Raw genomic sequence first — 14,658 nt, forward strand, 5'->3', positions numbered from 1 at the left:
CATGTATGCACAAAAAACAGGCATCGCACGTTTTTCGACCACTTTGCGACAAGGATTGGCCGTGGCTGGCCTTGGAGCTTTGCCCGCGTGGCACTAGCTAGGGGGTATACGCACAAGGATTAGGCAATTGCCCTTCGCCCTCGGCTCTGAGCAGATCGACCACCCCGTCTTCCTTGCGCCGCTTGCAGGGATCACGGATCTGCCGTTCCGGCGGCTGGTCGCCCGGTTCGGTGCCGGGCTGGTGGTCAGTGAGATGGTCGCCAGCGAGGAAGTCGTGCGCGCCAGGCCCGAAGCCCGCGCAAGGGCGGAGCTTGGGCTGGGTGAACAGGCGACCGCAGTCCAGCTTGCCGGGCGTGATCCTTACTGGATGGCCGAAGGCGCGCGTTATGTCGAAGCGCAGGGCGCGCGGATCATCGACATCAACATGGGTTGCCCCTCCAAGCGGGTGACGACCGGGCTTTGCGGTTCGGCGCTGCTGCGCGACCTTGACCTTGCGCAAAAGCTGATCGAGGCGGTGGTGGCTGCGGTCAAGGTGCCGGTCACGCTGAAGACCCGGCTTGGGTGGGACGACGCCTTGCTGAACGCCCCCGATCTTGCACGCCGCGCCGAAGATGCGGGCGTGCAGATGATCACCATTCACGGCCGTACCCGCTGTCAGTTCTACAAGGGCGCCGCCAACTGGACGGCGATCCGTGCGGTCAAGGACGCGGTGTCGATCCCGGTCATCGCCAATGGCGACATCACTGATGGCAGGACGGCAGCGGAAGCGTTGCGCCTGTCCGGTGCGGATGGCGTGATGATCGGGCGCGGTGCGCAAGGCGCGCCGTGGCGGCTGGCCGAAGTGGCGCATGAGGTTTATGGCACACCCGCCCCCAAGGTTCCCGAAGGCGGCGCGCGGGCGCGGATGATCCTTGACCATTACGATGACATGCTCGGCTTTTACGGCCGCGACCTTGGCCTGCGGATGGCGCGCAAGCACCTTGGCTGGTATCTGGAGGAAGCCGGTCTTCCCCATGCGCGCGAAGCGATCCTGACCTCGACCGACCCGGCCGAGGTCATTCGGTTGTTGCAGCTTGCCTTCGCCGAGTTGGAGCTGGCCGCATGACGCCCTACCGGATGCCATATCCGGTGCCGGGCGTCGTCTGGGCGTCCTTGCCGCTGCCGGCGCTGCTGCTGGACTCTGACGCCCGGATTCTGGAGGTGAACCCTGCGGCGGAAACCTTCCTCAACACCTCGGACCGGGCCTTGCGTGGCCAGCCTGCCTTTGACCGCCTTGCGATCGACGCGCCGATGGAGGAAGCGCTTGCCCGCGCCCGCGCCAACCAGTCACCGCTGAACATCAATGATGTGGACGTGACCACCGGCGAACGCCCGCCCGTGCAATGCACGATCCACCTTGCGCCCATGCACGACAACCCCGATGTGGTGATGCTGATCCTTTCGCCCCGCGACATCGCTGATCGTCTGGGCCGGTCGATGGGCGTGAAGTCCGCTGCGCGGTCCGCTATCGGCATGGCCGAAATGCTGGCGCATGAGATCAAGAACCCTCTGGCCGGAATTTCCGGCGCGGCGCAGCTTTTGTCGATGAACCTGCCGCCCGAAGATCAGGAGATGACCGACCTGATCGTCGAGGAAACCCGCCGGATCGTCAAACTGTTGGAACAGGTCGAACAGTTCGGCAACATCCGCCCGCCGGACCGCAAGCCAGCCAACATCCACGATGCGCTGGACCGCGCCCGCAAATCCGCGCTGGTCGGCTTTGCCGCGCATATGGCAATCGTGGAAGATTACGACCCGTCCCTTCCGCCCACCTTTGCCGACAGCGACCAGCTGATGCAGGTGTTCCTGAACCTGATCAAGAACGCGGCCGAGGCCTGCAAGGCCGGTGGCACGATCCGGCTTCACACGTTCTACGACCTTTCGTTGCGCTTGCGCCGCAAGGACGGCGCCTCTGCCGCGCTGCCGTTGCAGATCGAGATCATCGACGATGGCCCCGGCATCAAGCCGGAAATCGCCGCCTCGATCTTCGAGCCGTTCGTTTCGGGCCGTGAGAATGGCACCGGGCTGGGGCTCGCGCTCGTCTCGAAAATCATCTCCGACCATGAGGGGTGGATCTCGGTCGATTCCGTTCCCGGTCGCACCGTATTTCGCGTGTCGCTGCCAATGGCGCCGCGCGACAGGAAGAAGGAAGGCAAATAATGGATGGCACCGTCCTTGTAGCCGATGACGACCGCACGATCCGCACGGTTCTGACGCAGGCGCTTACCCGCGCGGGCTGCAAGGTTCATGCAACGTCCAGCCTGATGACGCTGATGCGCTGGGTCGAGGAAGGCAAGGGCGATCTGGTGATCTCGGATGTGATCATGCCGGACGGGAACGGTCTTGATGCCCTGCCGCGCATTGCCAAGATGCGACCCGGTCTGCCGGTGATCGTGATTTCGGCGCAAAACACCATCATGACGGCCATTCAGGCCGCCGAGGCGGAAGCCTTCGACTATCTGCCCAAACCGTTCGACCTTCCCGACCTGATGAAGCGGTCTTCAAAGGCGCTGGACCAGAAACGCCGTGCGCCGAAGGTTGTGGTTGCGCCCCGAGATGCGGGCGACGATCTGCCCCTGGTGGGCCGCACGCCCGCGATGCAGGCGCTTTACCGGCTGGTGGCGCGGGTTATGAACACCGATCTTTCGGTGCTGATCACGGGCGAAAGCGGCACCGGAAAATCGCTGATCGCCCGCGCGATCCATGATTTTTCCGACCGGCGCACGCTGCCATTCGTGGTGGCGCAGGCGGCGGACCTGCAAGGGGTCGACGGCCCCTCGGCGCTGATGGCCAAGGCGCGCGGCGGGTCCATCGTGTTTGATGAAGTGGGCGACTTTGACGATGATACGCAGGCTCGTGTCGTGCGGATGCTTGACCTTCTGGGCGACAACGCGCCCCGGATCATGTCGACCAGCCAACTCGACCTTTCCGCCCGGATGGAAAGCGGCAGTTTCCGGTCGGATCTTTACTACCGGCTGGGCGGGGTGACGCTGCATGTGCCGTCCTTGCGTGAACGGGTCGATGATATCCCGCTTTTGGCCGAGCATTTCCTTGCGCGCGGCGAACGTGACCTTGGTGCAGTCCGCCGTCTGTCGCCCGAGGCCGGGGATCTGGTGCGTGCCTACAGCTGGCCCGGCAACGTGCGTCAACTGGAAAACACCATCCGCCGCCTTCTCGTGACCGCTTCGGAATCCGAGATCGCGCGGGCCGAAATCGAACAGGTTCTTGGCAATCAGCCCAGCCCCGAACCGCGTGCCGGGATGGGCGTGGCGATGGGCGAGGGAGAAAAGCTGTCCGCCTCGGTTGCGCGGCATCTCAAGCGCTACTTTGACCTGCATGGCGGGCAACTGCCGCCCGCGGGCGTCTATCAGCGTATCCTGCGTGAGGTGGAACTGCCGCTTATCGAGATCGCACTGGACGCAACCGCCGGAAATCAGGCGAAATGCGCTGACCTGTTGGGGATCAACCGCAATACCCTGCGCAAGAAGATCACTGATCTGGACATTCGTGTCACCCGTCGCCGGAAATTGATGTAACTCAGCCACAGAACCCGTGCCTTTTTTGTTCCACCCCGGCTCACATCAAGATATAGTGGCCATGTGGGGCAAAGGCCCCTTTTAACGGGCAGGTCAGGTTGGATCGCGCAATTCAAAGCGACGTTTGGGCGCGATTTTCGCGCCTGCGCCGTCAAAAGCGTGTGCAAACGGCCGTCACGCTGGGGCTGGTCTTTCTTGGGCCGGTGCTTGCCGTGGCGACTTTTCTTGCCATGGGGCCGTTCAATCAGGATGCCGCCTCGCCAGTCCTGCGGCTGATCCTGCTTTCCGATCTTGTCTATGTCCTTTTCATCGCAGCGCTGGTTCTGGCCCGTGTTGCGCGGCTGATAGCGGATCGCCGGTCCCGATCCGCCGGTTCCCGGCTGCACATGCGGCTTTCTGGCGTCTTCATGCTGATTGCACTGGTGCCGACCGTGCTTGTCGCGGTGTTTGCCGTCCTGTCCATCAACATCGGGCTTGAAGGCTGGTTTTCGGACCGGGTGCGCAATGTCGTAGGTTCCTCCTTGTCGGCTGCGCAGGCCTATGAGGCGGTGCAGCGTGACGATCTGGCCAGTGATGCCCTGGCCTTGGCAAGTTACCTCAACCGGGCCAAGCGCCAGACGGTATTCCTGCGCGATGACCAGTTGCGCCCGCTGCTGTCGCAAGGACAGTCGGTCATTCAGCGCGGGTTGAAAGAAGCCTATCTGGTCGATGGTGACGGCGATCTGAAGACCCGTGGCGAACGGTCCTATCTGTTTGGCTTCGAGTCACTGACACCCGCTCAGCTTGACAGCGCCCGCACGGGCAATACGGTCCTGATCCCGGATTGGCCCAATAATGAATTCCGCGCGCTGGTTTACCTTGATGCCTTTCCAGACCGGTATCTTTACGTCACCCGCGCGGTTGACGGCACGATCCTGTCGCTGCTCGACGAAACGCAGGAAACCGTCCAGCTTTATAACCAGCTGGAAAGCGAACGTGGGCGCCTGTTGTTCAACTTCGGCCTGATCTACCTTGGCTTCGCGCTGATTTTGATCCTTGCTGCAGTCTGGCTGGGCCTGTGGTTCGCCGAACGCCTGTCGCGCCCCGTGGGCCGTCTGGCGGGGGCGGCGGAACGGGTGGGCGGGGGCGATCTTGACGTGCAGGTGACCGAAGAGGATGGCGACGACGAAATCGCCTCGCTCGGCCGGCTGTTCAACCAGATGACCCGGCAGCTAAAAGGCCAGCGCGAAGCTCTGATGGACAGCCACAGTCAGACCGAACGCCGCCGCCGCCTGTTCGATTCCGTGCTGTCGAACGTGACGGCGGGCGTCATTGGTCTGGACAGCGACGGGGACATCGATTTTGTGAACCGCGCCGCCGAACGGCTCCTGGATTTTGCCGATGGCCGGACCGACATGCCGCTTGCCGCCGCCGTGCCGGAATTTGCGCCGCTGTTTGACCGTTTGCGCGAAGGCAGCGGCAGCGCGGTCCAGGAAGAGGTGCGGCTGACCCGCAAGGGAAAGCTGGAAAGCCTTCTGGTCCGCATGAGCGTACGCCGCAACGATGCCGGAAATCTGGAAGGCTATGTCGTCGCCTTTGATGATGTGACGGAACTTGTGTCAGCGCAGCGCATGGCTGCTTGGGGCGACGTGGCCCGCCGCATCGCGCATGAGATCAAGAACCCGCTGACCCCGATCCAGCTTTCGGCCGAACGTATCAAGCGCAAGTTCGGGGCTCAGGTGAAAGACCCCGAAGACCTTGAACAATATACCGATGTGATCGTGCGTCAGACCAATGACCTGCGCCGGATCGTGGACGAGTTCTCCAAGTTCGCCCGCATGCCGGAACCTGACCGGCGTGAATGTGATCTGACCGAACTGGTGCGTGCTTCGGTTTTGTTGCAGGAAAATGGCCAACCCGGGGTGCGTTTCGTAAAGGACATCGCGGCGGGGCCTGTGCTGATGGAACTGGACGCCACGATGATCGGGCAGGCCTTGACGAACCTGATCAAGAACGCCGGCGAAGCCATTGAGACCTTGCAGGAAAAAGGCGCTCCGTCGGGTCATGTTCCCGAAATCCATGTCAGCCTTTCGGTGGATGACACAGCGGCCGTGATCCGCATCATCGACAATGGCACCGGCTTGCCACCAGACCGCGCCCGCCTGTTCGAACCCTATGTCACCACGCGTGACAAAGGCACCGGGCTGGGCCTGCCGATCGTCAAGAAGATCATCGAGGAACATGGCGGCACACTGGCGTTGCTGGATGCTCCACCATCGGACGGAGGCACCCGTCCAGGCGCCATGGCCGAAATCAGATTGCCGCGCGCCACCCGGCGCCGGCCACGAACGCATGTCCCCCAGGAAGTTGTCCAGGGGCAGGGAGGTTGAGAAGATGAGCATTCTGATCGTAGACGATGAACAGGATATCCGCGAACTCATCGGCGACATTCTGGGCGACGAAGGTTACGCCGTGCGCCTGGCCGCCAATTCCGATGACTGCATGGCCGAGATCAACGCCGAGCCCCCGGCGCTGATGATCCTTGATATCTGGCTCAAGGACAGCCGGATGGACGGAATCGACATCCTGAAGACGGTAAAGCGCGACAATCCTGATGTTCCGGTGGTGATTATCTCTGGGCATGGAAACATTGAAATTGCGGTCGCCGCGATCAAGCAAGGGGCCTATGACTTCATCGAAAAGCCGTTCAACATTGATCAGTTGATGGTCGTCGTCTCTCGCGCGATGGAAACCAGCCGTCTGCGCCGCGAAAATCAGGAGCTGCGCCGCCGCGATGTCGCCTCGGCCGAGATGCTTGGGGCCTCCATGGCGTTCAAGACGCTGAAATCCAACCTCGACAAGGTCACGAAATCGAACGGGCGGGTCATGCTGACCGGGGAACCCGGCACGGGTAAGGAAATGGCGGCACGCTATATCCATACCAATTCGAACCGCGCTACGGCACCGTTCATCACCGTGTCCTCCGCGTCGATCGAGCCGGACCGGATGGAAGAGGTGCTTTTTGGCCGCGAAACCCCCGAACGCGGCGTGGAACCGGGCCTTTTGGAACAGGCGCATGGCGGTGTCGTCTATTTCGACGAGGTTGCCGACATGCCGCTTGGCACGCAAGGCAAGATCCTGCGGGTGCTGACCGAACAGCAGTTCACCCGCGCGGGCGGCACTGACAAGGTGCGGGTGGACCTGCGCGTCATCTCATCGACCTGCCGCGACCTTCGGGCGGAAATCGGGTTGGGCCGCTTCCGGCAGGAACTTTATGACCGCTTGAATGTGGTGCCGATCCCGGTTCCGCCCCTTGCGGACCGGCGTGAGGATATTCCCGAGCTTGCCCGCCATTTCATCGATTGGTTCCACAAGACCCAAGGCCTGCCGGCTCGCAGCCTGACCCCTGAGGCCGAAACGACACTTCAGACGATGCCCTGGCCCGGCAACATCCGCCAGTTGCGCAATGTGGTCGAACGGGTGCTGATCCTTGGTGAAACCTCTGGCCCGATCGAGGCGCAGGAATTGCCCGGGGCCGAACCCAAATCCGAGGCAGAGCCGGGCCTGCCCCTGACAGGAGCAATCGCCGCCTTGCCCTTGCGCGAAGCGCGTGAACTTTTCGAACGTGAGTATCTTGTGACCCAGATCAACCGCTTTGGCGGCAATATCAGCCGCACGGCAAGTTTCGTCGGGATGGAACGTTCAGCCCTGCACCGCAAGCTCAAGTCATTGGGCGTAGTCGGAAATTCCCGCAGTGGCGGGCGCGGCTTCGGGGAATACGAGGAATAGGGCAGGGTGACCTCCGGGGGCAGCGGTTGACCCTTCCGGCCTGATCTGACATTCAGGCAACGACGGCGGGTCGCGGAGAATCTGATGAAGGTCATCATCTGCGGGGCGGGTCAGGTTGGCTGGCAGATCGCCCGTCACCTGTCCGGTGAAAAGAACGACGTCACTCTTGTCGACATGAACGCAGACCTTGTGCGCCGGGCGACCGATACGCTGGACGTACAAGGCGTCGTCGGATTTGCCAGCCATCCCGACGTGCTGGAAAAAGCCGGCGCGCGCGATGCTGACATGCTGATCGCCGCCACCCACTCCGACGAGGTGAACATGGTCACCTGTCAGGTGGCCCATTCGGTGTTCAACATCACACGCAAGATCGCCCGCATCAGGGCGCAGAATTACCTCGATGCGCTTTACGGTGATCTGACCAATCAGGACCGGCTGGCCATTGACGTGGTAATCAGCCCCGAACGCGAGGTCGCCGAGGCCGCGCTGCAACGCCTTGCCGCGCCTGCGACCTTTGACACCGAAAGTTTCATGGGCGGCCGGGCGCAGCTTCTGGGCATCCAGTTGACCGAAGATTGCCCGGTGCTGAACACGCCCCTGCGCCAGTTGAACGAGCTGTTTTCCACCCTGCGCGCCATTGTGGTGGGCATCCGCCGCGACGACCGGCTTTTCGCGCCCGATCCCGGCGACCAGCTTTATGCCGACGACCAGATCTATGTCTTCACCCATATCGAGGACGTGAACCGCGCGCTGGAAATCTTTGGCAAGAAAACCAAAAAGCAGGAACGGGTCGTCATCATCGGTGGTGGTAACGTGGGTCTTGCCGTGGCCATGGCGCTGGAAAAGCGCACCGACCGGATCCGGGCAAAGATCATCGAAAAGAACCGTGCCACCGCCGAACATGCGGCAGACTCGCTGGAACGCACCATCGTTCTGAATGGCGACGGAATGGACATCGATCTTCTGATGGAAGCTGCGATTGACCGGGCAGATGCCGTGCTTGCGGTGACCGATGATGACAAGACCAACCTCCTGGTCTCGGTCCGGGCCAAACAGGCGGGCTGTCACATGACCATCGCCCTGGTCAACGACCCGACCCTTGCGCCCTTGATGGCGCCTTTGGATATCGACGCCTATATCAACCCGCGCGCGACCACCGTTTCGTCGATCCTGCGCCACATCCGCCATGGGCGGGTGCGTGCCGTCTATTCCATCGGTGACGCCGAGGCCGAGATGATCGAGGCACAGGTTCTGTCCACGTCGCCCCTTGCCGGGCGTCTGGTCCGCGATATCGAATTTCCGGAAGGCGTGCTGGTCGGTGCGGTGATGAAGGGCGAGAAAGTCCTGAAACCCACGGGCGATCTTCGGGTGGAGCCCGGTGACGTGATCGCCCTTTTTGCCATGAGCAGCGACGTGCCAGAGGTCGAACGCCTCTTGCAGGTCTCGATCGACTTCTTCTGATGCTTGCACGGCTGGCAGAGGCGCCGCTTCTGGTCATCCTGCTGGGGGTGACCGGGTGCCTCACCCTGATTCCCGCATTGCATGGTCTGGCAATGAACCAACACGACCTTGCGCGGGCATTTTTCTATTCTGCGTTGATCCTGCTGATTCTGACGGTGATGCTTGGGATTGCCACTGCCGCTTTCAGCCCGCGTGATCCGGCCCGCAGCCATCTTGCCGCCCTGGCGGTAGCGTTTCTGCTGCTTCCCGTAGCAATGATCCTGCCCATGCGCGAGGCGTTGCCGGATACGACGCTGGTAAATGCCTGGTTCGAGATGATTTCCAGCTTCACCACCACAGGGGCCAGCGTCTATGCGCCTGACCGCCTGTCGGACACGATCCATCTTTGGCGGGCGACGGTTGGCTGGTATGGTGGTTTCCTGACCCTGATGGCAGCCTATGCCATCCTTGCGCCGCTGAACCTTGGCGGGGTCGAGGTGGCAACCGGCCGCGTCCCGGGGCGTGGCGCTGCGGGTACAGCGCAGATCACCCGGACTGCCGAGCCTTCCGAACGTCTGACCCGGATTGCGCTCCAGATCTTTCCAATCTTTTCGCTTCTGACCTTTGCGCTCTGGCTTGGCCTGCTGATCGCGGGCGAGACCGCCACCACGGCGCTGATTCACGCCATGGGAATATTGTCCACCTCTGGCATATCAGGGCAATCCGGCCTTGCGTCATCTGATGCGGGGATCCCGGGCGAGATGTTGATGTTTGCCTTTCTGCTGTTCGCCATAACCCGTCGCGCCATGCCCGGGCTTGGCCCGACACGGCGTAATAGGCTGCTTGATGACCCCGAGCTTCGCCTTGCTGCGGTAATCCTGTCGGCTGTGACGGCGATTCTGTTCCTGCGCCACTGGTTCATTGCCGACGCCGCCGGTGTTGCCGATCTTGGCACCCGGGCGCTGGCTTCCTTGTGGGGGATTGTCTTTACCGCTGCGTCCTTCCTGACCACAACCGGCTATGTTTCCGGCGAATGGCAAGGCGCAGCCCAGTGGTCCGGAATCGGGACGCCAGGACTTATCCTGCTTGGGTTGGCGATGATCGGCGGCGGAACAGCCACGACAGCGGGCGGGGTGAAACTTCTGCGGGTCTATGCCTTGCTGCGACATGGGGAACGCGAACTGGAGCGCATCATCCACCCAAGCTCGGTCGGCGGTGGCGGGGGTGAAGTGCGCAGGCTGCGCCGCGAAGGGGCGCAGCTTGCCTGGGTGTTCTTCATGCTGTTTGCCTTCACCATCGCCATTCTGGTGGCCACGCTTGCACTGTTGGGTGTTGGGTTCGAGCCCGCACTTGTGCTTGCCATTTCGGCCCTGACGACCACGGGCCAGTTGTCAGAACTTGGTGCCGCCGCCCCGATTGCATTCAGCGCGCTGTCCGATCCTGTCAAATTGACACTTGGTCTGGCGATGATTGTCGGCCGGCTTGAGACGCTGGCATTGCTGGCGTTGGTGCTGCCGGTCCGGGGCCGCAGTTAACGGGTGCGCCCGGGCATGAAAGCCTGTGCGTAACAGGCTGATTTTTGCGCTGGAATCTCCCTTGAAGCCGCTTCATACTTAAAGCAGGCCGTCCGGGGTGGTGTCGTCCGGGCTTTCTATAGAACAACGAAGACGCGACAGTGAAGCGATAGAAAAACAAGGCAAAAGAACAATGGCCTCCGACAAGCAAAATCTGCAAGACGCCTTCCTGAACCATGTTCGGAAAGCAAAGGTTCCGGTGACGATATTCCTGATCAACGGTGTCAAGCTTCAGGGGGTCATTACCTGGTTTGACAACTTCTGCGTGCTTCTGCGCCGCGACGGGCAGTCGCAGCTTGTCTACAAGCACGCGATTTCCACCATCATGCCCGGCGCGCCGATCAGCCTCTACGAAGGGGAAGATTGATCCCCGTCGAGCCAGAAGAGTCCGACGACCTCTTGTCGGAACGGGCAGGCCAGCGCCTGCGCGATACTGCTGCGCGGCCGACACGGGCCTATGTGCTGCACCCGGCGCTGAAGTCCGCCTCGGCCCGCCGTCTGCCGGAACATGGCCTTGGCGAAGCGCTGGCCCTTGCCGCAGCCCTGCCGGAACTTGAAATCTGCGGTGGTGAGGTGGTGCGTCTTGCGCGCGCTCATCCGGGAACCCTGCTCGGGTCGGGCAAGGTTGCCGAGTTGAAGAACCGTTTCAAGGCGGACGCGATTGACCTTGTTCTGATAGATGGCACGGTTTCGCCGGTCCAGCAGCGGAATCTTGAAAAGGAATGGGGGGTCAAGCTTCTGGATCGGACCAGTCTGATCCTGGAAATCTTTGCCGACCGCGCCCGCACCCGGGAAGGTGTCTTGCAGGTGGAACTTGCGGCGCTCAGCTACCAGCGCACTCGACTGGTGCGCGCCTGGACCCACCTTGAACGCCAGCGCGGCGGTTTCGGCTTTGTCGGCGGACCGGGTGAAACCCAGTTGGAGGCGGACCGTCGCGCGATTGACGATCAGGTGATCCGCCTGAAGCGCCAGTTGGAACAGGTGGTCAAGACGCGAGAGTTGCACCGCGCGGCCCGCCGCAAGGTGCCATTTCCGATCGTGGCGCTGGTCGGCTATACCAACGCCGGGAAGTCCACGTTGTTCAATCGGATCACCGGGGCCGATGTCATGGCCAAGGACATGCTCTTTGCCACGCTTGATCCGACCATGCGCGGCGTGGCCCTGCCGTCCGGTGCCAAGATCATCCTGTCAGACACCGTGGGCTTCATTTCTGACCTGCCGACCCAGCTTGTGGCCGCATTCCGCGCCACGCTGGAAGAGGTGCTCTCGGCCGATCTCATCCTCCATGTCCGCGATATTTCCCACCCCGAGACCATGGAGCAGGCGGCTGACGTGGCCGACATTCTCGGCTCGCTCGGGGTGAAGGAAGAAACCCCGATCATCGAGGTCTGGAACAAGCTCGACCTTGTCGATGCCTCGCAACGCGGCGCGCTGACGGCGCAGGCGTCGCAACGGCCCATGGTCCTGCCGGTCTCTGCCCTGACCGGCGAGGGGGTGGATCCGCTTCTGGCGATGATTTCGGCCACACTGGACGAAGACCGCAACGAGGCTGTCCTGACCATCCCGTTCGACCAGGGCCGCCGTCGCGCCTGGCTGCATGACCAGAATGTCATTCAGAATGAGACCGAGGGCGAAGATGGATGGCGGATCACCGTGCGCTGGACAGCGCGGCAGCAAAGCCGATGGCGCCAATTTCAGGCAAGTTGACGCCCTGTTCCCGATCGCTCCCCGAGAATATGGACTGGGCTGGGCAGATGCTGAGTCTGTCAGACGGTCCTAATCGGCAGGTGTCAATATCATCACCCCTGCCGCCGCCGCGCGGGCAAGGTCGGGGTCAAGGCTCATCGGCACATATTCGCCGCGCCGCCACAACTCGCCCAGATCGTCATAGTGGCGGCTCAGTGGATGGCCGGATTGGCCGGTGGCGGTGATGAAGACCGAACTGTCGGGGTCGGCAAAGTCATAGACTCCGCGATATCCGGCGGAGTGGACGTTCTGGAACGGCTCGGCCCCGGTTCCGCGCGTGACCCCCCGCATCAGGGTATCATCGCCGCCGCTGGTCGATTGGCGGATGTTCACGAAATGCCTCAGGAACGGCACCTCGCCCAGAACCGGGTGGTCATGGGTTGCCAGATGCGCGTCGCCCCAACGCCAGCTTTCGATGTTCGGGCCGTATTTCTCGGCCAGCCGCAACAGCGCTTCGTCCAGCGCGATCCGTGACAGGTCGGCGCAGGTTTCGACCGCCGCCGACTGGATCACATCGCACCAGACCGAAGCGCCGTCCACGTTGCGATAGACCCGTTCCAGAAAGACGGGCGAGATATGGGTGAAACTGTCGGCCATGGCACCCAACTCGTCACGGATCAGCCGGTCCATCAGGGCGCGCATCCATGCTTCGGCGATCAGTGGTTCGGGCAGATGTTCGTTCATCTCGCCGTTCCATTCGGCCAGAAGCGCCAGTGCCTTTTGCCGCAGCCGTTCCGGCGTGCCTTCGGGTGCGGCCTCGCCAGTGAACCACAGGTCAGCCCCGATCAACGGCAAGAGGGCGCGGGCGGTGGGGTTGACCGTATCCAGTTGCGCTTCGATGAAACTTTCCCGGGTATGCACCTCGCGCGCCTGCATCAGGGTCAGCCAGCGCTGGATGCGCTGGGTATCGCCCCAGTCAAAGCTGACATGCTCCGGGAAGGGGCGGTCGATGGTCTTGTTGTTGGAGTTGCCCAGAAGGCCCGAAGTCGGGTTCAGAAAGCGCGGGTTAGTGTCGTAGGGCAGCATGCCCTTGAACCCTGCGGCCGGGTCCGCCCCCAGCACGGGCAGCCGGCCCTGCGACGGGTGCGCCGGATCACGCGCGGGCATTGCCCCCACCAGTTGCAGGGCGATCCCGGTCTGGTCCGCCAGCATCAGGTTCTGCGCCGGGGCGACCACCAGCCGCCCCGCTTCCAGCGCGGCCGGGATGCCGTCGGCCGGCATCATGCGCAGCGCCGCCGTCATCGAGGTGTCGGCCCCGCTCAGCGCCGTCCAGCTCAGTGCCGCCACATGGCCAGAGGGCGTGATCGTGCCAAGGTCGTAATGCGTGCCGGGCAGGATCGGCCCATGCCGCGACCAGCGCAAGGTCAGCGTCACCGGGGCCGCATCCTTGACCGTGATGATCGACTGGCGGCTTTGAAACCGCTCCCAGCCGTCGGGGGTGCGGTATTCTTCGGTGTTGTCGGGGTTCAGTTCTTCGATCAGCACGTCCTGATCGTCGAGATAGGCCGTGGTCAGCCCCCAGCCCAGACGTTCCGACCGGCCAACCAGCACCGCAGGCACGCCGGGGATCGTGCCGCCGATCACACCGCCCGATTGCAGTTCAAGGCGCGCCAGATACCAGATCGTCGGGGCGGTCAGCCCCAGATGCGGATCATTGGCCAGAAGACTGCCCCCCGCCGCCGACCGGCCGGGCAGGGCCGCCCATGCGTTCGATGCCCCCGCCTTGCCGGGTGCCGCCACGGGCGAGAACGGGCCAAGTGCGAAGTCAACCGGCGCTGTGTATGGGTTTGTCCCCGGCACCAGCGTTGAATAGTCCGGTAGAGAGGCCACCCCCTGACCCGGGTCGTCCGGCAGGATGTCGGCCAGTCGATCTCCGGACAAAAGCAGCGACACCCGCGCCCGCAGCACCTCGGTCTGGACAGAGCCGGACAGTTGCAGCGCCATCAATTTCAGGATCGCGATGGAATCGGCCGGAGCCCACGCCGCGATTTCGTTGGAGAACAGGAAGAATTCCGGTGCGCCACGCCCGCGCGCGCCGGCGTTGATCTGGTTGATCCAGGCATTCACACCTGACGAGTAGGCTTGCAAGGCGGCAATGGTTTCGGCGTCCTGCGCCTCTACCGATTGCAGCGCCAGCCCGTAAAGGTCCAGACGACGCAGAAGTTCATCGACCTTGATCGTCGTGGTGCCAAAGACTTCGGACAGCCGCCCCTGCGCGGTGCGGCGCAGCATCGTCATCTGCCAAAGGCGGTCCTGCGCATGGGCAAAGCCAAGTGCAAAATAGACGTCGGCGTCGGTCTGGCCGAAAATATGTGGCACATTGTCGTTGTTGCGGATGATCTCGACCGGCGCGCTGATGCCACGCAGCGTGAAGTCCTCGTCGTAATCGACCAGTGATCGCGACAGGATGTAATAAGCCAGAAAGAGGCCAAGCAGGCCCAGCACGATTGCTCCGGTCACAAGGCGGATCAGCCAGCGGAAGGCAGTCAGCATCGGGGGCGCTTTCTCCGGGTGCGGTATGGCCGGTCCAGGCCCTGGCGTGGGGCCAGTTCTTG

Annotated in this window: 10 protein-coding genes; 9 read left to right on the forward strand and 1 reads right to left on the reverse strand. The window is 62.7% G+C overall.

Annotated elements, in window-relative coordinates; all coding sequences use genetic code 11:
• Nucleotides 1-127 precede the first annotated feature (127 nt).
• The 9 genes from dusB to hflX all read left to right on the forward strand — a co-directional run bounded on the left by dusB (nucleotide 128) and on the right by hflX (nucleotide 12,064).
• A complete protein-coding gene (gene dusB / locus QUV21_RS02105; RefSeq protein ID WP_300852851.1) occupies nucleotides 128-1,105 on the forward strand; it encodes a tRNA dihydrouridine synthase DusB in 978 nt (325 codons plus the stop codon).
• Nucleotides 1,102-2,199, forward strand: coding sequence for an ATP-binding protein (locus QUV21_RS02110; protein ID WP_300852853.1), 1,098 nt, complete (start codon nucleotides 1,102-1,104; stop codon nucleotides 2,197-2,199). Before dusB ends, QUV21_RS02110 begins: the two co-directional genes overlap by 4 nt.
• A complete protein-coding gene (locus QUV21_RS02115; RefSeq protein ID WP_300852855.1) occupies nucleotides 2,199-3,575 on the forward strand; it encodes a response regulator in 1,377 nt (458 codons plus the stop codon). The genes QUV21_RS02110 and QUV21_RS02115 overlap by 1 nt, the downstream gene beginning before the upstream one ends.
• 98 nt (nucleotides 3,576-3,673) lie before the next feature.
• On the forward strand, nucleotides 3,674-5,944 hold the full coding sequence (locus QUV21_RS02120; protein ID WP_300852857.1) for a PAS domain-containing sensor histidine kinase: 2,271 nt from the start codon (nucleotides 3,674-3,676) through the stop codon (nucleotides 5,942-5,944).
• 4 nt (nucleotides 5,945-5,948) lie between these two features.
• Nucleotides 5,949-7,343, forward strand: a complete 1,395-nt coding sequence (locus QUV21_RS02125) for a sigma-54 dependent transcriptional regulator (protein ID WP_300852859.1) — start codon at nucleotides 5,949-5,951, stop codon at nucleotides 7,341-7,343.
• An 84-nt stretch (nucleotides 7,344-7,427) separates the two neighbouring features.
• Nucleotides 7,428-8,804: a Trk system potassium transporter TrkA gene (gene trkA, locus QUV21_RS02130; protein WP_300852861.1), complete on the forward strand. Its 1,377-nt coding sequence runs from the start codon at nucleotides 7,428-7,430 to the stop codon at nucleotides 8,802-8,804.
• Complete coding sequence (locus QUV21_RS02135; protein WP_300852862.1) at nucleotides 8,804-10,318, forward strand: potassium transporter TrkG; 1,515 nt, start codon at nucleotides 8,804-8,806, stop codon at nucleotides 10,316-10,318. Before trkA ends, QUV21_RS02135 begins: the two co-directional genes overlap by 1 nt.
• Before the next feature lie 172 nt (nucleotides 10,319-10,490).
• Entirely contained in the window at nucleotides 10,491-10,724 is a 234-nt protein-coding gene (gene hfq, locus QUV21_RS02140) for an RNA chaperone Hfq (protein ID WP_300852864.1), read from the forward strand.
• 32 nt (nucleotides 10,725-10,756) lie between these two features.
• Nucleotides 10,757-12,064, forward strand: a complete 1,308-nt coding sequence (gene hflX, locus QUV21_RS02145; RefSeq protein ID WP_300853473.1) for a GTPase HflX — start codon at nucleotides 10,757-10,759, stop codon at nucleotides 12,062-12,064.
• Nucleotides 12,065-12,133: 69 nt separating this feature from the next.
• Here the strand turns inward: hflX and QUV21_RS02150 are convergent, their stop codons facing one another.
• A complete protein-coding gene (locus QUV21_RS02150; protein WP_300852866.1) occupies nucleotides 12,134-14,596 on the reverse strand; it encodes a penicillin acylase family protein in 2,463 nt (820 codons plus the stop codon).
• Nucleotides 14,597-14,658: the final 62 nt, after the last annotated feature.

The sequence above is a fragment of the Tabrizicola sp. genome (genome assembly GCF_030373185.1).
In the GTDB taxonomy this organism is placed as follows: domain Bacteria; phylum Pseudomonadota; class Alphaproteobacteria; order Rhodobacterales; family Rhodobacteraceae; genus Tabrizicola.